The sequence below is a fragment of the Fodinicurvata sp. EGI_FJ10296 genome (assembly GCF_040712075.1).
GTDB lineage: Bacteria > Pseudomonadota > Alphaproteobacteria > DSM-16000 > Inquilinaceae > JBFCVL01.
In genome coordinates, this window is record NZ_JBFCVL010000006.1 from 463,947 (window position 1) to 482,535 (window position 18,589).

Annotated in this window: 17 protein-coding genes; 5 read left to right on the forward strand and 12 right to left on the reverse strand. The window is 62.2% G+C overall.

From position 1 onward, the window contains the following. Nucleotides 1–1,203 carry a 3-oxoadipyl-CoA thiolase gene (locus ABZ728_RS15755; RefSeq protein ID WP_366657177.1) on the forward strand — a complete coding sequence of 401 codons (1,203 nt, stop codon included), beginning with the start codon at nucleotides 1–3 and terminating at the stop codon, nucleotides 1,201–1,203. A 26-nt stretch (nucleotides 1,204–1,229) separates the two neighbouring features. Here the strand turns inward: ABZ728_RS15755 and eda are convergent, their stop codons facing one another. From eda to ABZ728_RS15775, 4 genes are all read right to left on the reverse strand, one after another. Then, entirely contained in the window at nucleotides 1,230–1,883 is a 654-nt protein-coding gene (eda, locus tag ABZ728_RS15760; RefSeq protein ID WP_366657178.1) for a bifunctional 4-hydroxy-2-oxoglutarate aldolase/2-dehydro-3-deoxy-phosphogluconate aldolase, read from the reverse strand. Further along, nucleotides 1,880–2,890 (reverse strand): sugar kinase, encoded by a 1,011-nt coding sequence (locus ABZ728_RS15765; protein ID WP_366657179.1) that lies wholly within the window; start codon nucleotides 2,888–2,890, stop codon nucleotides 1,880–1,882. Before ABZ728_RS15765 ends, eda begins: the two co-directional genes overlap by 4 nt. A 72-nt stretch (nucleotides 2,891–2,962) precedes the next feature. Continuing rightward, nucleotides 2,963–4,765, reverse strand: a complete 1,803-nt coding sequence (locus ABZ728_RS15770) for an IlvD/Edd family dehydratase (protein ID WP_366657180.1) — start codon at nucleotides 4,763–4,765, stop codon at nucleotides 2,963–2,965. Nucleotides 4,766–4,819: 54 nt separating this feature from the next. Further along, on the reverse strand, nucleotides 4,820–5,848 hold the full coding sequence (locus ABZ728_RS15775) for a C-terminal binding protein (protein ID WP_366657181.1): 1,029 nt from the start codon (nucleotides 5,846–5,848) through the stop codon (nucleotides 4,820–4,822). 177 nt (nucleotides 5,849–6,025) lie between these two features. On the opposite strand from ABZ728_RS15775, the gene ABZ728_RS15780 reads away from it, so the two are divergent. From ABZ728_RS15780 to ABZ728_RS15790, 3 genes are all read left to right on the forward strand, one after another. Then, entirely contained in the window at nucleotides 6,026–6,766 is a 741-nt protein-coding gene (locus ABZ728_RS15780; protein ID WP_366657182.1) for an SDR family oxidoreductase, read from the forward strand. Between the two features lie 62 nt (nucleotides 6,767–6,828). Beyond that, entirely contained in the window at nucleotides 6,829–7,677 is an 849-nt protein-coding gene (locus tag ABZ728_RS15785; RefSeq protein ID WP_366657183.1) for a fumarylacetoacetate hydrolase family protein, read from the forward strand. Between the two features lie 56 nt (nucleotides 7,678–7,733). Next, nucleotides 7,734–8,525, forward strand: coding sequence for an IclR family transcriptional regulator (locus tag ABZ728_RS15790; RefSeq protein ID WP_366657184.1), 792 nt, complete (start codon nucleotides 7,734–7,736; stop codon nucleotides 8,523–8,525). A gap of 45 nt (nucleotides 8,526–8,570) precedes the next feature. Here the strand turns inward: ABZ728_RS15790 and ABZ728_RS15795 are convergent, their stop codons facing one another. From ABZ728_RS15795 to ABZ728_RS15820, 6 genes are all read right to left on the reverse strand, one after another. Continuing rightward, nucleotides 8,571–9,584, reverse strand: a complete 1,014-nt coding sequence (locus tag ABZ728_RS15795) for an Rpn family recombination-promoting nuclease/putative transposase (protein ID WP_366657185.1) — start codon at nucleotides 9,582–9,584, stop codon at nucleotides 8,571–8,573. 139 nt (nucleotides 9,585–9,723) lie between these two features. Continuing rightward, a complete protein-coding gene (locus ABZ728_RS15800) occupies nucleotides 9,724–10,731 on the reverse strand; it encodes a TRAP transporter substrate-binding protein (RefSeq protein WP_366657186.1) in 1,008 nt (335 codons plus the stop codon). A 59-nt stretch (nucleotides 10,732–10,790) separates the two neighbouring features. Continuing rightward, nucleotides 10,791–12,068 (reverse strand): TRAP transporter large permease subunit, encoded by a 1,278-nt coding sequence (locus ABZ728_RS15805; RefSeq protein WP_366657187.1) that lies wholly within the window; start codon nucleotides 12,066–12,068, stop codon nucleotides 10,791–10,793. Then, entirely contained in the window at nucleotides 12,065–12,658 is a 594-nt protein-coding gene (locus tag ABZ728_RS15810) for a TRAP transporter small permease (protein WP_366657188.1), read from the reverse strand. Before ABZ728_RS15810 ends, ABZ728_RS15805 begins: the two co-directional genes overlap by 4 nt. 215 nt (nucleotides 12,659–12,873) lie before the next feature. Next, a complete protein-coding gene (locus tag ABZ728_RS15815; protein ID WP_366657189.1) occupies nucleotides 12,874–13,737 on the reverse strand; it encodes an ABC transporter permease in 864 nt (287 codons plus the stop codon). Between the two features lie 63 nt (nucleotides 13,738–13,800). After that, nucleotides 13,801–14,604: an ABC transporter permease gene (locus tag ABZ728_RS15820; RefSeq protein WP_366657190.1), complete on the reverse strand. Its 804-nt coding sequence runs from the start codon at nucleotides 14,602–14,604 to the stop codon at nucleotides 13,801–13,803. On the opposite strand from ABZ728_RS15820, the gene ABZ728_RS15825 reads away from it, so the two are divergent. Next, entirely contained in the window at nucleotides 14,603–15,280 is a 678-nt protein-coding gene (locus tag ABZ728_RS15825; protein ID WP_366657191.1) for a RecX family transcriptional regulator, read from the forward strand. The genes ABZ728_RS15820 and ABZ728_RS15825 overlap by 2 nt on opposite strands. A gap of 3 nt (nucleotides 15,281–15,283) precedes the next feature. On the opposite strand, the gene ABZ728_RS15830 is transcribed toward ABZ728_RS15825, so the two are convergent. Both ABZ728_RS15830 and ABZ728_RS15835 read right to left on the reverse strand, forming a co-directional pair. Further along, complete coding sequence (locus tag ABZ728_RS15830; protein WP_366657192.1) at nucleotides 15,284–17,866, reverse strand: mechanosensitive ion channel domain-containing protein; 2,583 nt, start codon at nucleotides 17,864–17,866, stop codon at nucleotides 15,284–15,286. A gap of 188 nt (nucleotides 17,867–18,054) precedes the next feature. Further along, nucleotides 18,055–18,589: methyl-accepting chemotaxis protein (locus ABZ728_RS15835; protein WP_366657193.1), on the reverse strand; the 535-nt coding region annotated here is incomplete at its 5' end.

The following is an 18,589-nucleotide window of genomic DNA, read 5'->3' on the forward strand; positions in this document are numbered from 1 at the left end:
ATGAACGACGCATTCATCTATGGCGGTGTGCGCACCCCCTTTGGCCGTTACGGCGGCGCCCTTTCCTCGGTTCGCCCGGACGACCTGGCCGCGGCCACGATCCGCGAGGTGGTGTCGCGCTATGGCCTTGCCGGCGACAGCGTCGATGATGTCGTCCTTGGCTGTGCCACCCAGGCCGGCGAGGACAGCCGCAACGTCGCCCGCCATGCGGCCTTGTTGTCGGGGCTGCCGGAATCGGTTCCCGGCCAGACGGCGAACCGTTTGTGCGGCAGCGGTCTGGCGGCCGTGATCGATGCTGCCCGCGCCGTTTCCTGCGGCCATGGCGACATCCTGATCGCGGGCGGTGTCGAAAGCATGAGCCGGGCGCCGCTGGTGATCCCCAAGGCGGAAACCGCGTTCAGCCGGTCGACCCAGATGTACGACAGCACCATCGGGTCGCGGTTTCCCAACAAGGCCCTGACGGCGCAATATGGTGACGATACCATGCCGCAGACGGCCGACAACGTCGCCGGCGACCACGGCATCGGGCGCGAGGAAAGCGATGCCTTTGCCGCCTGGTCGCAGGAACGCTATGCGGCGGCACTGGCATCGGGCGTGTTCGACGACGAGATCATGCCCGTGACGGTCAAGTCGGGACGGAAGGGCGAGACGACGGAGGTCAAGGCCGACGAGCATCCCCGTCCCTCATCGACCGCCGACAAACTGGCCGGACTGAAGCCGCTGTTCGAGGGCGGCACGGTCACTGCTGGGAATGCGTCGGGCGTCAACGACGGTGCCGCCGCACTGGTCATCGGCGGGCGCGATCTGGGCGACCGCATCGGCCACGCGCCGCTGGTGCGCATGGTGTCGGCCGCCGTGGCCGGGGTCGCGCCGCGCGTTATGGGGCTGGGCCCGGTTCCGGCGGGTCAGAAGGCCCTGGAACGGGCCGGCCTGACGCTGGCCGACATGGACATCATCGAGATCAACGAGGCCTTCGCTGCCCAGGTTCTGGGATGCCTGAAGCTGTTCGGGCTGCCGGGCGACGACGCCCGCGTCAATCCCAATGGCGGCGCGATCGCCGTCGGTCATCCGCTCGGCGCGTCAGGTGCCCGCCTGGCCCTGACCACGGCGCGCCATCTTCAGCGCACCGGCGGCCGCTATGCCCTGGTATCCCTTTGCGTCGGCGTCGGCCAGGGCATCGCCATGGTGATCGAGCGGGTGTGATCCGGGCGCAGTACCGTCCGCTTCGATCAGGCCAGAGCGGCGGCCGTCCTGGCCAGGTCCTCGACCCGTTGCCAGTCGCCAGCTTCGACGGCGTCCTTTGGCGTCAGCCATGAACCGCCGACACAGGCGACGGCGGGCAGGTTCAGGAATGACCCGGCGGTTTCGGCCGTGATGCCGCCGGTGGGACAGAAGCGAAGCTGGGGGAAGGGCGCGGAAAGCGCCTTGATCAGTGCCGTGCCGCCAGTGACCGTTGCCGGAAACAGCTTGACGCGGTCGTAACCGGCTTCCATGGCGGCCATGGCCTCCGAAGCGGTTGCGATGCCGGGCAGAAACGGCCAGCGCCGGCCGCCGTCATCGCCGTGGTCGGCCAGTGCGGCGATCAATGCCGATGTCAGTCCCGGGCTGACGCCGAAGGCGGCCCCTGCTTCCCGTGCGGCGACCACATCGCGGGCGTTCAGCACCGTACCGGCGCCGACGATGGCGTCGGGGACTTCGCGGCTGATGCGCCTGATCGCTTCGATGCCCGCAGGCGTCCGCAAGGTGATCTCGATCACCGGCAGGCCGCCGCGAACCAGCGCTGCCGCCAATGGAACGGCGGTTTCGGCGTCGGTCACCGTCACTACCGGAATGACCGGGGCTGTCGTCATCACCGTCTCGATCGTAGGTGTCTGGCCGGTCATGCCGCCCCTCCCGCGCTGAGTGAAAATTGTCCATCCGCCATGGCTTCACGCGGAATGACCGCACCGCGATGGCCGATCACGACCGCCGCCAGACGCCCGCCGGTGGCGGCCGCCGCTGCCGGCGCCTGACCTGTCAGCCGTGCCGCGAGATAGCCGGCGTTGAAGCTGTCCCCGGCGGCCGTCGTGTCGACGACCCGGTCGACCGGTGTCGCCGGTACCGTGGTTGCTCCGTCGGCGTCCATCACGAACGCGCCTTCGGCTCCCCGCTTGACGACGATTTCCCGGGCGCCCTGGGCCCAGAGCCGTTGGGCCATATCTTCCGCCGATACGGTCTGGCCGGTCAGTTGCGCCTCATCGTCGACGCCGGACAGGGCGACATCGGTCAACGCTTCCATACGCGCGAATGCGGCCGCCGCGTCGTCGGTCGACTCCCAGTTCTTCGGTCGGTAGTTGGCATCGAACGCGATGCGCGTTCCCCGCTTGCGCGCGGCATCCAGGGCGGCGAACAGCCGTTCGCGCCCATCGGCACCATAGAGCGACAAGGAAATGCCCGAAAGATAGACGATATCGGATTCGGCCAGGGCAGCCGCTGTCTGCTCTGCCCGCCCGCTCTGAAACAGTGTCCGGGCCGGTGCCTGCGACCGCCAATAAAGGAATTGGCGTTCGCCGGTCGGGTCGGTGCGGATGACATAAAGTCCGGGAACCTGCCCGGCGTCGCGAAAGACACGGTCGGTGCCAATCCCCTCGGCCTCCCAGCCGGCGATCATTTCATCGCTGTACGGATCGTCGCCGAGCGCCGTCACGTAACGGGTCTGAGCACCCAGACGCGCCATATAAAGTGCCGTGTTCAGCGTATCGCCCCCGTATGCCCGGCGCATGACACCGTCGCCGGTATCCGACAACTCCATCATACACTCACCGACGGCGGAAATACGCGCGTCGGCCAATGAGATGCCGTCCAACGGGCGGCCCGCCCGCCCGCCCGGCCCGGATGCAGTGTCAGTCATTCATTTCCATCCCGTGCGGGTGGGGGCGCCGCCCGCAGGCGGCGCGGTTAGCGTTGCAAGCCGTGAGGTCGATCAGTGCGAGTGGCGCGGCGTGCCGTGCGTTTCGACGATGCGCACATATTTCACCGCATTCTCCATACAGCCGCCCTCAGAAAGATGGCCCACATGTTCGCGATAGATTTCCTGCCATGGCGTCTGGTTGACGAGGTCCGGCGGTGTCCACGCCGCGCGCCGCTGCTCGATTTCCTTGGCGTCGATCAGCATGTCGACCCGATGGGCGTTCATGTCGATGCGAACCTTGTCGCCCGTCTTCAGCAGGGCGAGGCCGCCGCCGACCACTGATTCCGGCGATGCGTTCAACACCGACGGACTGCCGGAGGTTCCCGACTGCCGCCCGTCGCCGATGCAGGGAAGCTGGGTGACGCCCATCTTCACCAGCGAATCCGGCGGCAGCATGTTCACGACTTCCGCCGAACCGGGATAGCCGATGGGGCCGCAATTGCGGATGAACAGCACCGTCTTCTCGTCGATGTCGAGCGAGGGGTCGTTGATCCGGTCGTGATAGTCCTCCGGACCCTCGAAGACGACCGCTTTGCCTTCGAACACGCCTTCGTTGCCGGGATCGGAAAGATAACGTTTGCGGAACTCGGGGCTGACGGCCGACGCCTTCATGATGGCACTGTCGAACAGGTTGCCGGTCATGTGCATCAGGCCGGCTTTTTCCTTGAGCGGCTTGTCATATGAACGAATGACGTCGCGGTCCACGACTTCGGCATCGCGAACGTTCTCGCCCGCTGTCCGGCCGTTGATCGTCAGGGCGTCGGCATGCAGCTTACCCGCCTTCAGCAGCTCGTGCATGACGGCCGGAACGCCGCCGGCCTGATGATAACTCTCGGCCAGATGTTCGCCCACCGGCTGGCAATTGACGAGGAGCGGAATGTCGTAACCGACGCGCTGCCAGTCGTCGTTGGTGATCTCGACGCCCACATGCCGGGCGATGGCGGCGATATGCGGCGGGGCATTGGTCGATCCGCCGATGGCGGAATTCACGACAATGGCGTTCTCGAATGCCTGTTTGGTCAGGATCTTTGACGGCTTCAGATCCTCGAACACGATCTCGACCGCCCGCTTGCCGGTGCGATAAGCCATCTGCTGGCGCTCGCGATAGGGCGCCGGAATGGCGGCGCAACCGGGCAGGGACATACCCATCGCCTCGGCCAGCGAGTTCATGGTCGACGCGGTGCCCATGGTGTTGCAGTGGCCCGCACTGGGGGCGGATGCTGCCACCATATCCATGAATTCGTCGAATTCGATTTCGCCGGCCGCCAGCAGTTCGCGGGCGTGCCAGACGACGGTTCCGGATCCGACTTTCTGGCCCTTGAAATTGCCGTCCAGCATCGGCCCGCCAGACAGGACGATGGCCGGGATATCGATGGTCGCCGCCGCCATCAGGCAGGCCGGCGTGGTCTTGTCGCAGCCGGTCGTCAGGACAACACCGTCGATGGGATAGCCGTAAAGCACTTCGACCAGGCTGAGATAGGCAAGATTGCGGTCCAGCGCCGCAGTCGGCCGTTTGCCGGTTTCCTGAATCGGGTGAATCGGAAATTCGATGACGACGCCGCCGCCGTCACGCACGCCGTCGCGGACCCGGTCGGCCAACTGCATGTGATGCCGGTTGCAAGGCGAAAGGTCGCTGCCGGTCTGGGCGATGCCGATGATCGGCCGCCCGGAGGTGAGTTCTTCCTTCGTCAGTCCATAGTTCAGATAGCGTTCGAGATAGAGCGCCGACATGCCCGGATTGGACGGATCCATGAACCAGTCCTGACTGCGAAGGCGGCGACCCTGTGACCCGGATCCCGGTTTCTTTTCTGACATAGTGCTTCCTCCCGAAGCGTGTTTCGCGGCCATCGGCCCGGTTGTCGGCTGCTTTCAGCGGCGCTGGGCCATTCGGTCCAGGTTGACGCCGTTTCTAAGGATGCCATCACGAAGATAGAGCATCATCGTTTCCATACTGAGGCGCCTTGCGTCCCGCCTGCTTTCCGGGCTGGACCAGGCGGCGTGCGGCGAGAGGATCACGCGGTCGCGAAGCGCCGGATCGCCTTCGGAACACCCCCTGATCAGCGGGCTCGCCGGATCGGGCGGCTCCTGCGGCAAGACGTCGAGGGCTGCGCCGCCGATCTTCGCCGCCGTCAAGGCGTCGTACAGCGCGTCGATATCGACCAGAGCGCCACGCGCCGTGTTGATCAGGATGGCATCGGACCGCATGGCGGCCAAAGCCTTTGCATCGATGATCCCGCGCGTTTCCGCTGTCAAGGGTGCGTGCAAGCTCACGATGTCGCTCTCGGCAAGCAGATTTTCGAGCGTGTCGACGCGGTCGACGCCGGCGGCGATCTCCATGCCGCGCGGCTGGTACGGGTCGTAAGCAACGATCGACAGCCCGAAAGCCTTTGCCCGCAGTGCCGTCGCAAGACCGATCCGCCCCAGACCGACGATGCCGAGCCGACGGCCGCGGATTCTGCGAACGGTCGGAGCGCGCGAGAAATCGAAACCGCCGACAGGATCTTCGATCATATTGCGATGAAACGGAATCAGCCCGCGGGAAAGGGCAAGCATCATGGCGATGGCGTGGTCGGCGACTTCACTGGTCCCATAGTCGGGCGTATTGCAGACCGGAATGCCGGCTTCGGCGGCCGCATCGATGTCCAGATGGTCGAAGCCGACACCGGCCCGGACGATGATCCGGCAGTGGTCGAGCTTCGCGATGATCGCAGCATCGATCGGCCGCTCGTGCCATACCAGCAAGCCGTCGCATTGGCGCCAGCTTTCTTCCGGAATGGCGGCACCGACCCGTTCACGATAGATTTCCAGCGTCGCGCCGCCGCCGGCCACTTCCTTTTCGACCAGACCACCATCATCGTACTGGGCATCGGGCGTCAGAATTTTGAACGATTCCGCCATGGCTCCACTTTCATTGCGTCCTCCCCAACCTGCCTTAACGGCTTTTGCCTTGAAGGATAAGCTTACCCGGTGATACTCATAATATGGAACAAGGTTTCATATTGTGGACCAAACTGGTTCTATTGTCTCCATTCGCCAAAAAAAGATCAACACGGGTTTTCGGGAGGGTCGGCAATCATGACGGATCGTTTGAAGGGTAAGCGGGTCCTCGCCACGGCTTGCGGTCAGGGAATCGGCCACGCGGCGGCTCTCGCCTTTGCGCGTGAGGGCGCAGAGGTCATTGCAACGGATATCGACGCCGGCAAGCTCAGGTCGCTCGAAGGCACCGCTGGAATTTCCACGCGCGTTCTGGACGTCCGAAGCAATGATTCGGTCAACGAGGCGGCCCGCGAAATCGGCAAGGTCGATGCTCTTTTCAACTGTGCCGGTTTCGTCCATCACGGCACTATCATGGATTGTGACGAGAACGACTACGACTTCTCGATGGATCTGAATGTCAAATCCATGTACCGGATGATCCGTGCTTTTCTGCCGGCGATGCTGGATGGGGGCGGCGGGTCGATCGTGAACATGTCCTCGGCCGCCAGCAGCATCAAGGGCGCGCCGAACCGTTTCATCTATGGGACCAGCAAGGCAGCGGTGATCGGCCTGACCAAGGCCATGGCCGCCGATTTCATCACCAGAGGCATCCGCTGCAACGCGATTTGCCCGGGGACGGTGCAGTCACCGTCGCTTGACGAGCGGATCGCCGCACAGGGCGATGTGGAAACGGCACGCAAGGCGTTTATTGCCAGACAGCCGATGGGGCGTCTCGGCACGGCCGAAGAAATTGCGGCGCTCGCGGTGTATCTTGCGAGCGACGAATCGGCCTTTACGACCGGGACCATCTCGATCATCGACGGGGGCTGGAGTCTGTAACCGGTCAGTTTCGCTCATCTGAAATCGGCAATGATAATGACGACGAATTGGAGAGTCCTTCCATGAAATTCCTTCGCTATGGCCCACAGGGTCATGAAAAGCCCGGCCTTCTGGATGCCGGCGGTACGGTGCGCGATCTTTCTGCCCAGGTGGGCGATATCAGTGGCACCGCACTGGCGGACGGCACACTTGTGCGCCTTGGGTCGATCGATCCGTCGACGCTGCCGGCTGTAGCCAATCCAGGCCGCCTCGGGCCGTGCGTTTCCGGCGTGGGCAAGTTCATCTGCATTGGGTTGAATTATGCCGACCACGCCGAGGAAAGCGGTATGGCCGTGCCGCAGGAACCGATCCTGTTCATGAAGGCGACCAGCGCCATCACGGGGCCCAACGACCGGATCATCATTCCGCGCGACAGCAAGAAGACCGACTGGGAAGTCGAACTGGGCGTCGTGATCGGTCGGGAAGCCCGCTACGTTGATGAACGCGACGCACTCGACTATGTCGGCGGATATTGCGTAATCAATGACGTGTCCGAACGCGAGTTCCAGGCCGAGCGCGGCGGCCAATGGACGAAGGGGAAAAGCGCGGATACCTTTGGCCCGATCGGCCCCTGGCTGGTCACGCCCGACGAGGTTCCCGATCCCCTGAACCTCGGTATGTGGCTGGAAGTCGATGGCCATCGGTACCAGAACGGCAGTTCGCGAACGATGATTTTCGGCATCGCCAAGCTTGTCAGTTATATTAGCAACTTCATGAGCCTGCAGCCGGGCGATGTGATTTCCACCGGCACGCCGCCAGGCGTCGGCATGGGATGCAAGCCGCAGGTGTTCCTGAAACCGGGCAATGTCGTGACGCTTGGCATCGACGGGCTGGGCGAACAGCGCCAGGAGGTCGTGGCGTACGGGGCGTAACGCGAAAGCCGGACCGCTCGGGTCGGGCGCCACGTTGATCGCGAAGAGGGTGGCGTATGTCCAGCGATTCATCGCCGGAAAAGATCACGGCTATCGACAAAGCCCTGATGTTGCTGACGCTTGTTGGCGAGAACGGGCGCCGCCCTCTACGTTTGACCGATATTGTCGAATTATCGGGGTTCAGTAAGCCCACCGTCCACCGACTGTTGAACGCTCTGCGGCATCACGGCCTGGTGATTCTCGACGAGTCGACTCATAAATACGAACTCGGCTCCAAGGTGCTGGTTCTCGGTGCCCAGTATCGTTCCGGCCTCAATATGGAGTCCAAGGCATTGCCGCTCCTGCGTGAGTTGGTGCGTCAGGCGGCGGCTACGGTTCACATGGGTATTAGGGACGGTATTCATGCCGTCTATATCGAGAAAGTGGAAAGCGACCAGTCGATCCGGCTGGCATCGGGGGTCGGCCAGCGCGCAAGTCTGCACAGTTCGTCGATTGGAAAGGTGCTCTTGGCACATTCCGGTGATGACGTCTTCACGGCTCTCGTTGACCACGGTCTTGCGGCGCGCACGGCCAATACGATCGTGGATCCGGAGCGCCTGCGGCGGGAGATTGCCGATGTTCGCCAGCAGGGCTTTGCCGTGGATGATCAGGAGAATGAAATCGGCATTCGGTGCGTAGCAGCGCCGATACGCGACCATCGGGGCGAGGTTATCGCATCGATCAGTATCTCTGGAACGCTGACACAGGTGCCAAAACAATCTGTGAACCGGCAGGTCATGATGCTGATGGAGTCGGCCAAGCGGATCAGCGCGGCATTGGGATACCGCGAGCAGCGGATTGCCGGATAGGGCCGGTATTCAAGCGGCCTACGTATCCGATCTGGAACTGCACTCTCAGTGGGAGGAAACCCCGTCGAGGACGTCTGCAATGCTCGATGCGGTGGCGGCCCGACGAAGCAGCGGGCGGAGCTCGTCCGCCGACATTGCATTGATCCGTTCACGGAACGACTGATCGACGAGTCCAAATCGTGCTTCGAGAATGTCCAGCAAATCATCCCTGCGCGCTGACCTCAGACCTTCAGCTCTACCCTCAGCCATTCCCTTGGTCATTCCTTCGGCCATTCCCTCGGCCTTGCCCTGTTTCAGCCATTCCTGCGCCGCCAGTGATACCATACTGTCCTCCATGCCCGGTTTGGCTTCGGCTGCGAACTGCTTCCAGTGGTCGGCATCGATCCATTGCTGACGATCCAGAATATAACGCACAATCTGCTGCGCCAGAAGGGTGCCGTCACTCAGACGGGCCATGACGCGGATGATCGCTTCGGGCGGCGCGTTACTGTGACTGACATATTTCAGCGCCAGCCACACCGCTGCCACCTCCGGTGAGGCCGAAAGCCGGTCGTCTTCTCGGCGCCCCAGATCGTGAACTTCATAGCGCAACGCCCGCACATAGTCGGCGATGGCGCTGTTGCCCCCCGTATCCACGCAGTCGAGCAGCGTGTCCGCCACGGTCCAGCGACGCCGGCCGTGATAGACGACGATCGGGAGGATCGGCGGCAGGGCGCGCAGCCGGTCGCGCCTGCTCCCGGCGAAGCGGTCCCAGATCCGCACCATATAGCTCAGCAGCTGCAATGGTGTGCGGGCGTCGAGGCTGCTTTTGTGCTCCATCAACACATAGACGAAGGCCGTCCCGCCGCTGGTCAGCGTTACCTCGAACAGCCGGTCGCTCTGGCTGTCGGCCAGCGTCTCGTCGATGAAGCTGCCGTCGATGAGCCGCGGCGGCTCAGGCGTGATCAATGATGCGATTGCGGGCGGCAGAAATTCCCGCACGACAACCGCCGCCCGGCCGGGATCGTCCAGCAGCGCCCGGAACAGGCTGTCATGAGGGTTGCTCGCCGGTGCCGCCATCGTCTCCGCCGATCATTGAATCGTCGACACGATAGCATGCATCTTTTGCGAGAATATATAGAGAAAATACATATACTGGATGCAGCGGGATTTGAGAATGGCCCGGATTCTCGGTGAAAATCCGGGCCCTCTCGGCTGCTTACTCGGAACGGATTTCTTCCAGAGCACTCATCATCCGGTCAATGACATCCTGCCCGATGCTATCGGCGTGGCGTTCGTAGACCGGCTGCGCCCGCTCACGCATACGCGCTTGCTCTTCGGCCGACAGCTCGTTGATTTCCATGCCGACTTCTTCAAGCTTTGCCCGGGATTCGTCCGACAGTTCACGGCTCACCGAGCGTTGGACATCACGTCCGACAATGGCGCAATCTCTCAGGATTTCCTGTTCGGTCGAGGACAGCGTGTCCCAGATCGGCTTGGAGAACAGGAGCATGAACGGCGTATAAGCATGCCGGGTCACGGAGAGATAGTCCTGGACTTCGTAGAACTGCGACGTGTCGATGGTGACGAACGGATTTTCCTGTGCGTCGATTGCACCGGTTTCCAGTGCCGTGAACACTTCGCCGAATGCCATGGGCGTCGCGTTCGCGCCCATGTTCTCGAATGTGTCGAGGAAGATATTGTTCTGCATCACGCGGACGCGCATCCCCTCGAAATCTTCCCAACGCTCGACCGGGCGTTGCGAATTGGTCAGGTTTCGGAATCCGTTCTCCCACCATGCCAGATTGACCAGCCCGCTTTCTTCGAGCTTCTCATTCATGAAGTCACCGAACTCGCCGTCGAGAATGGCGTCGGCTTCTTCGGCATTGGCGAAAAGGAAGGGCAGGTCGAAGACGCCGAGCGCAGGCTCGATGGCCACGATCGGCGATGTCGAGGTAACGACCATTTCCTGCGTTCCGGATCGAAGAGCCTGGGTGGCTTCCAGGTCATCGCCCAGTGCGCTGCCCCAGAACGCCGTCAACTCCATCTGCCCGTCGGATTGTTCGGCCAGGCACTCGTTCATGGCCTCGATTCCGTCGCCGACCGGGTGGTCTTCATTGACGCCGTTGGAGACCCGGAAATTGCGATCCTGGATGTCGGCAATGGCTGGCCCTGCAACCGCAAGCGCCAGTGCGGCTGTCATCGTGGAAAATATCACCTTGTTCATTTGGTCCTCCCATTGGACGTTGGTTGTAGGTTCACTTCCACATCCCGCGGACTTGCCCGTTATCTGAGGTAGGCAAGCGGCACGGTGATGATCTCTGGAAACATAATGAACAGAAACAGCAAGACGACCTGCGCGAACAGGAACGGGGCAATGCCCACGATCACCTGACCCAGCGGAACCCTGGAAACACCGCTGACGACGTTCAGCACAATTCCGACCGGCGGTGTTATCAGCCCGATGCAGGTGTTCATCACGAACATCACGCCGAAATAGACCGGATCGATCCCGGCTTCCCGGATGATGGGCATCAGTACAGGCGTCATGATCAGGATCGTCGGCGCCAGGTCCAGAGCCATCCCGATCATGAGCACCAGCGCCATGATCACGGCCATGAGCAGTTTCGGCCGGTCAATCAATGGTTCGATCAGCCCGCGAATTTCGGCGGGTATGTTGGCGCTGGTGATCAGCCAGGACGAAACCAGAGCTGCTGCCACCAGGAAAAGCACTACCGAAGTGGTCTTCGATGCATTGACCAATACCTGATAGAGATCGGCAATTTTCAGTTCCCGGTAGATGAACATTCCAACAAACAGAGCATAGACCGCGGCAACGACGGCGGCTTCGGTCGGCGTGAATACGCCGAAGCGAATTCCACCCAGAATGATTACCGGCATCAGAAGGGCCCAGCCCGCCCGCCCGGTCGCGCGCAGCCGTTGGGCACCCGATTGCTTTGGCAGCTTCGCGACCTTTTCCTTGCGGGCAACGATCATCCAGGTAATGACCAGAGTGATTGCCATCATCAGGCCCGGCACGATGCCGCCCATGAACAAGCCCGTGATGGAAACATTCGCGGCAACGCCGAAGATGATGAAGGCGATCGACGGCGGAATGACGGGCGCGATAATGCCGCCCGAGGCCATCAGTCCCGCCGCTCGCGGAACGTTATAACCGGCGTCCCGCATCATCGGAATCAGGATGGAGGCGAGGGCGGCGGTGTCGGCTGCGGCCGACCCCGACAAACTGGCCATGATCACCGCTGCGACGACGGCGACGACGCCCAGGCCGCCGCGAATATGGCCGACGCAGGCGATGGCGAAATTGACGATCCGTTTCGAGAGGCCGCCGGCGTTCATCAGTTCGCCTGCGAGCAGAAAGAACGGGATCGCCAGGAGCGTGAACGTGTTGGCGCCGGAGACCATTCGCTGGGCAATGATCTGTGTGTCGAATATGCCCATATGGGTCATCAGCATGATGCCCGAGAATATGAGCGCAAACGCGACCGGGACACCGATGGCGAGCGCGCCGATCAGCGATGCCAGGAAAACGACGATGGTCATAGACCGTGCTCCCGGCGGCTTTCGGTCTGCGATTCGTCCGTTGGGTCTTTGGCGGGCGTTGGGTCTTTGGCGGGTGCCGGCAAGTCCGAATACTCGCCCGCAAAAGCGGCGATCTCACGATCATCGATCGTGTTGGTGACAATCTTGAAGATGCGGACCAGTGCGATGAGGCTGATGCCGATTGCGGTGAAGAACGTGATTCCGAACACCCAGATCATCGATATGCCGACGACCGCTGCGTGCATCGAAGCGTTGATGCCTGACTGCCGCCAGGTGCCCCAGAACAGCGCAATCGCGCAGCCCAGAATGAGAACATTCGTCAGGAACATGCAGACCATACGGCCCCGCCGTCCGAATACCCGTACAAGAGTTTCGACGCCCATATGGGAATTCTCGCGGAACGTCACGACAGCGCCGATGAATGTCAGCCAGACGAAGAAATACCGCGACATCTCTTCGGAAACATTGATGCCTGTATTGAAGCCGTAGCGGAGAACGACATTACCGAACACCATCACGACCATACCCGACAGAAGCAGGACCAGCAGGAATTCCAGAAATCGATAAAAATAGTCGATCGCTGCTTGCATCGCTTACAGACGCCCGCTTGCGTGCGTCCTCCCTGATTTGGTCATCCCCGCTAATCCGGGGCTTTTACGTATTACCGCGTCGGCGGTCGTGCTGTTCCGCCATGTGGAACGACGGTCCATCTATCGAAACGCTATAGGAATGAAGCGCTGGTGCGCAAGCCCTTCCTGTCGATTCAACGCATGAATCCTGCAACAGGTAACAGTTGCTGTTGGCCTCAGTTCCGCAACGACCAACCAGTCCGGAATAATGAATACAAAAATATGGTCAGCGCGACATTCACAGCAGACAGTACGAGCAATGCAGAGACCACATCCGGCGTCATCCCCGTCGTTGCCGCCTCGCGGAAGCCGTGAATGATGTGAAAGATCGGGTTGAACACCATGGCAGTGGCCAGCCAGCCCGGCAGGGCTGTAACCGGCGCGAAAACGCCCGACAGGAACGCCAGAGGCACGACGATGAAGGCGAAAATAGCCGCCACCTGATCCCACTTCTTTGCCCACATGCCGACGAGTGTTCCGACCAGCGCCAATGCAAGTGCCCCCAGCGCCGCGACAGCCAGGGCGGCGAAAGGAGACGCGATACCGGCGCCAGTCAGCGGCAGAATGACGAGAGCCACGGGCGCTGCCCCCAGCAAGCCGCAAATCATGCCGGACAGGCCGTAGCCCGCCGTCAACTCGCCAGGCGACAGAGGAGACATCAGAATGTCGGAAATCGAGCCCTCGATCTTGGCGAGCATCATCGAATATGTCGATGTTTCCGCAGCACGCTGCATCAGCGCCAGCATCACCAGTCCCGGCCCCAGAAACGGGAGCAGAGCCGCGCCTTCGTCAAGTTGACGAGCGGGTCCGAGCGCAAGGACGAATATCGTCAGATAGAGGAGGATAGCAAGGCCGGGACCGACGATCGTCATCAGCCAGAATTTGAAGAAGGTTCTCAGATGACGGTGCAGCAGCGCCGCGATGCCGCGCCAATGCACCGGACCGAGCTTGCCCGGCGGGCGTGGGCCCCGGAGGATCAGCGGCCGTGTGTCGTCACGGTCGAGCGGGCCCTCTGTACCGCGGGCGGTCGTGGCTACCATGGTCGAAGATCCAACTGGCATCAGGTTTCAAATGCGAACGCCCATTGCGGTGGACGCCAAGCGTCAGGCTTTCAGCTTGTAACCGGTTTTCAGCATGCGAAGAACCAGCCACCAAAGCGCGCCATTAATGGCGGCCACGAGCAGAACACCGATCGCGAGATTGCTGTCGGCATGTCCGATAAAGCCATAGCGGAACCCGTCGATCATGTAGAAAAACGGATTCATGTGGGCAACCCACTGCCAGGTATCGGGCAAACGTTCGATGGAATAAAAGGTGCCCGACAGAAATGCCAACGGGGTGACGACGAAATTGGTGATGGCGGCGATGTGGTCGAATTTGTCGGCCCAGATGCCGCCGATGACACCAACCAGCGACAGCATCATGCTCGCCATCAGGGCGTAGAAGGCAATGAATGCGACATTGTGGATGCCGGTGGGTACAAAAATCGCGATTGCAATCAAGGCTGCGGTACCAACGATCAATCCCCGGGTGACGCCGCCACCGACCCAGCCGAGCGCCAATTCAAGCGGAGACAACGGCGGCATGAGGATATCGACGATGTTGCCCTGCACCTTCGCAATCAGCACACTGGATGACGTGTTGGCGAACGCGTTCTGCAGCATCGACATCATCACCAGTCCGGGTGCTATGAAATGCAGGAACGGAACATCTCCCGCGCGGCGAACGATACCGCCGAGAGCCAGGGCAAATACCGTATAGAATAGCAGCGTTGTGATCACCGGCGCGGCGACTGTCTGGGTGAAGACCTTGAGGAAGCGCTGGACTTCCTTCAGATACAAGGTCTGCAGGCCAACCCAGTTGACGCGGCCGATCCGCTGCAGTTGTGTGGACGATGTTTTTGTCATGAGGAGCTACGTAGTGTCGCGACGGGAGCGGGACAATAGCGCCGATACGGCATTCCTGCAATGCGGGGACGATTTGACGGACGCAAAGGATAATGCGACGGCGCCAGGCAGGGCAGCCAAGGGGGGGCAGCGCCGCGTACCGGCGCTGCTGACACCGGAGCGTCTGCGGGCGTCGGCCCTGTGGTACGTCGAACGCTACGCGGCATCCCGCGCGGCCGTCAGGCGCTTTTTGCAGCGCCGCATTCGCCGCGCCGAGGCGTCGGGCGATCCCCGCTCGGAAGAAGCTGTGGAATGGATCGAGCCGATTCTGGACGACTTTGTCAGGGTCGGGCTGATCGACGATCAGACTTTCGCCCAGGCTCTTGCCCGGAGCCGGCTGGAGCGGGGGGAAAGCGGCCGGCGAATTCTGGCCCGCCTCGCGGCCAAGGGTATCGGACCCGATACGGCCAAAGCCGCTTTCGACAGCGCCATTGCCGAACGCGGCGAGATCGATCCCGATCGGGCCGCTGCGCTTCGACTTGCGGCTCGAAAAAAGCTCGGGCCTTATCGGCACGCGGAAGACAGGGCTCGCTACCGCGAACGCGATCTGCGTGCCATGGCGCGCCATGGGTTCGGCGCCGGCATTGCCTATCGGATCATCGACGCGCCCGATATCGAGGAAGTGGAAGGCGACTGACGGTTACGATCGGGCGCTGCCGCTTCCGCGTCCCTTGTCCTGGTCCGCCTTTTCCTGTTCCTGCTCCTTTTCGATCTCGTCCAGCATCGGCTCGAAATCCTGGGTAGCCGCCGTTTGGGGCTTCGCCGTGTCCGCTGTCGCTGCGCCCCGGTCTGGAGCGTTGGGGCCCGAAACATGTGGAGCAGGGAGATCAGCAGGTGTGGTATCGGCCGCCGTTGCACCGCCAGACGACTGCGGAGTCGACTGCCGCCCGGCCCGCTCCAGGGTCAGCCGGCCGGGTGGTGCCTTTCCATCCTTGCCTTCGCCGAAATACAGCGTCGTATGTGGATAAGGTATTTCGATGCCGAGTTCGTCGAACCGGAGCTTGACCCGGCGTCTGAATTCGCGGGCGATCCACCATTGCTTGATGGGTGCTGTCTTGAACCGGACCCGGATGGTTACGGCGGAATCGGCGAAGTTTTCGACGCCGAGGACTTCCAGCGGTTCAAGAATGAACGGACCGTATGTTTCGTCTTCTTGCAGCGCGGCGGCAATTTCCGACAGGTAGCCGACCACTTCGTCCGTGTTCTCGCGGTACGCGACGCCGATATCGATGACGGCGAACGAGAATTCCTTTGTCATGTTGGTTGCCGTCGTGACATCGCCGAACTGTATCATGTGGACGTTGCCGCTCAGGTCCCGGAGACGGACCGTGCGGATGGTCAGGCCTTCGACCACACCGGACTTGCCGCCGATATCGACGACGTCACCGACATTGAACCAGTCTTCGAACAGGATGAAGAGACCCGTGATGACGTCGCGGACAAGGGCCTGCGCTCCGAAGCCGATAGCCAGGCCGATGACGCCGGCACCGGCCAGCAACGGTGCAATATTAACGCCGATTTCCGACAGGACGATCAGGACGACCACGGTCAGCAACGTGATCATGAAGGCGTTGCGCAACAGTGGCAACAGCGTGCGCGTGCGCCCGGTGGGCTCGATCGTGTTGCCCTCGGCGTCCTTCTCCGCCAGCCGGCGTTCGACCCCATTACTGACGACTTCCCAGGCGATCGCCGCCAGCGACAGGATCACGACGATCGACAGTATCGATGACAGGGCACCCTGGCCGAAATCGGTCGACATCCAGCTGAATCCGCCGAGCAACCAGATTTCGAGGAGCGCCATTGCCGTGACGAGCAGGATCAGCCCTTTGCCCGCCCTGTTGACGAGCGTTACATAGAAGCTCAGCCGTTTCTCCAGGGCTGGGAACGAGGTGGCCAGATCGATCTTTTTCCGTAGAAGCTGCCTGAGCGCCAGATCAAGGCCCCAGAACGCCAGCCGCGCCAGGGCAATCGTCACTGCGGTCAACAGCGTTCCGCGCAGCATAAAAACGAAGCCGCCGTCAACATCCAGCGCAAAGATGGAGAAATTGACGATGATGTAGAGGATGGCAACCATGTGCCAGATATCGGCAAGACGGCGCTGGAGCACGACCATTGTTGACTGGCGCTCACGCCCGCGCCGGATTTGCCTGACGGGGGCAGGGCCGCGGATGCTTCTCGCGACGGTTGCTCTGTTCTGCAAGACGAGGATGATCAACATGATCGCGATGACAGCGCCGACCGCAACCAGCAGTCCATCCCGCACGGCCAGGGGCATACCCAGCGCCCGTCCGGCCTCTGCAACGAAATAACCGTAAACCGCGGTAAAGACGATCCGCCGAATCCAGCCAAAGAGATAAATGGCGGAGTCGTCGGCAAGCGGGATCGGCCGCAGGTGAGGGCGCCGGGGCGTCAGGAACATGCGCGTGACCACCGCGACGAGGCCGGTAATTGCCGAAGCATTGATCGCTGCCAATGCGACGAGCCGGATCTGGGCGGCCGGATCGATAAGGCTGAGCGCCAGGTAAGCCGTTACAACGAAGGCAATGAGGGGGATAAGATCCAGCATTCCGGCCACCGCGACCAGACCCAGCTTCGCAGTGAGCGTCCGTTGCAGCCCGTCGTCGGCAACCCGCCGGGCCGGGCGGATCAGGCGTGTGGCGATGAGCCGGACCGCAACCGCCGCTCCGAGAACGATGGCCAGGGAGATCGCCACGTCGATCCAGCGATCGACGGTTCTCTGATCGGCGATCTGTGTTGTCGCCCATTCATAGATCTGCGCGAGATCGGCGATTGCCTCGCCGACTGCAGCCGCATAATTGCCAACCTGACCGAGTTGATCCGAAAGATAGGTCAGACCTTGAGTGCCAAGGGATTCCGCTTGCGGCAAAAATGGCAGCGCCGCCGGTTCTTCAGGTTCGGTGACCTCCAGCAACGTTCTTATCTGCTCGACCAGTTCGTCGCGCGCGCCCTGGTCCTGAAGCGTTTCGAGCAGTGACTGGAGCCTTTCGCGCTCCGCCGAAGGCTCGTTCCCGGCGGAATCCGCCGGGCTTGAGTCCGCCGAACCCGACCCTGTGGTGCCGGTCCCAATTCCCAATTGGGCCATGGCCGGGTTGCCGGTGGAGAGGAAGGCCAGCAGGGCAAATCCCAGCACCAGGCACGCGCATTTGATGGCGAAGCCGGCGCCGAAGGGGAGCGGGATGACACGTAAACGGGAAGTCGACATTCGTAACCGTGCTCATTGGCTGGATGCGGGCAGGAAAGCAGACGTTGGGCGCGGACGCTGGAAGCCGGTCAGGGGCGCCGATTGCTGACTTAAGCAACCGGACCATACATTAACGCTGCGTCCGTTCCATGACCAGTCTTGCCCGGTGCGCGAACCCGGACCGGCGGCAGCCGCTGTCGGCGGCAGGGCTAGCCGTTGCGTATGTCGACCAGGAAGGAATCGACCTGATTGCGCAGGGTATCGGCCTGCATCGCAAGTTGTTCGGCGGCGGACAGGGCCTCGCCGGCGGCCTGTCCGGTGTCGCCGGCGGCGGCTGTGGCTTTTCCGACATTGCCGGTGACCTCGCCGGTGGCGGTGGCGGCGTCCTGGGCGCTGTGAGCGATTTCCCCGGTGGCAGCGCTTTGCTCCTCGACCGAGGCGGCGACGCCGGTGGCGATCTCGTTGATGGTGCGGATCGTTTCGGTGATGCCGCCGATGGCGGTGACGGCATCGCCCGTCGATGCCTGGATCGCCGCGATCTGCTGGCCGATCTCGCCGGTCGCCTTGGCGGTCTGGTTGGCCAGGTTCTTGACCTCGGCGGCGACGACGGCAAAGCCCTTGCCGGCTTCGCCGGCGCGGGCGGCCTCGATCGTCGCATTGAGTGCCAGAAGGTTGGTCTGCTCGGCGATGTCGTTGATCAGGTCGACCACCTGACCGATGCGGTTCGCGGCTTCGGCGAGACTC

Bases quoted from the DNA above. Each gene is read 5' to 3' on its own strand.
- ABZ728_RS15755 (WP_366657177.1), top strand. From the start codon at position 1: ATGAACGACGCATTCATCTATGGCGGTGTGCGCACCCCCTTTGGCCGT.
- eda (WP_366657178.1), bottom strand. From the start codon at position 1,883: ATGACCGGCCAGACACCTACGATCGAGACGGTGATGACGACAGCCCCG.
- ABZ728_RS15765 (WP_366657179.1), bottom strand. From the start codon at position 2,890: ATGACTGACACTGCATCCGGGCCGGGCGGGCGGGCGGGCCGCCCGTTG.
- ABZ728_RS15770 (WP_366657180.1), bottom strand. From the start codon at position 4,765: ATGTCAGAAAAGAAACCGGGATCCGGGTCACAGGGTCGCCGCCTTCGC.
- ABZ728_RS15775 (WP_366657181.1), bottom strand. From the start codon at position 5,848: ATGGCGGAATCGTTCAAAATTCTGACGCCCGATGCCCAGTACGATGAT.
- ABZ728_RS15780 (WP_366657182.1), top strand. From the start codon at position 6,026: ATGACGGATCGTTTGAAGGGTAAGCGGGTCCTCGCCACGGCTTGCGGT.
- ABZ728_RS15785 (WP_366657183.1), top strand. From the start codon at position 6,829: ATGAAATTCCTTCGCTATGGCCCACAGGGTCATGAAAAGCCCGGCCTT.
- ABZ728_RS15790 (WP_366657184.1), top strand. From the start codon at position 7,734: ATGTCCAGCGATTCATCGCCGGAAAAGATCACGGCTATCGACAAAGCC.
- ABZ728_RS15795 (WP_366657185.1), bottom strand. From the start codon at position 9,584: ATGGCGGCACCGGCGAGCAACCCTCATGACAGCCTGTTCCGGGCGCTG.
- ABZ728_RS15800 (WP_366657186.1), bottom strand. From the start codon at position 10,731: ATGAACAAGGTGATATTTTCCACGATGACAGCCGCACTGGCGCTTGCG.
- ABZ728_RS15805 (WP_366657187.1), bottom strand. From the start codon at position 12,068: ATGACCATCGTCGTTTTCCTGGCATCGCTGATCGGCGCGCTCGCCATC.
- ABZ728_RS15810 (WP_366657188.1), bottom strand. From the start codon at position 12,658: ATGCAAGCAGCGATCGACTATTTTTATCGATTTCTGGAATTCCTGCTG.
- ABZ728_RS15815 (WP_366657189.1), bottom strand. From the start codon at position 13,737: ATGGTAGCCACGACCGCCCGCGGTACAGAGGGCCCGCTCGACCGTGAC.
- ABZ728_RS15825 (WP_366657191.1), top strand. From the start codon at position 14,603: ATGAGGAGCTACGTAGTGTCGCGACGGGAGCGGGACAATAGCGCCGAT.
- ABZ728_RS15820 (WP_366657190.1), bottom strand. From the start codon at position 14,604: ATGACAAAAACATCGTCCACACAACTGCAGCGGATCGGCCGCGTCAAC.
- ABZ728_RS15830 (WP_366657192.1), bottom strand. From the start codon at position 17,866: ATGTCGACTTCCCGTTTACGTGTCATCCCGCTCCCCTTCGGCGCCGGC.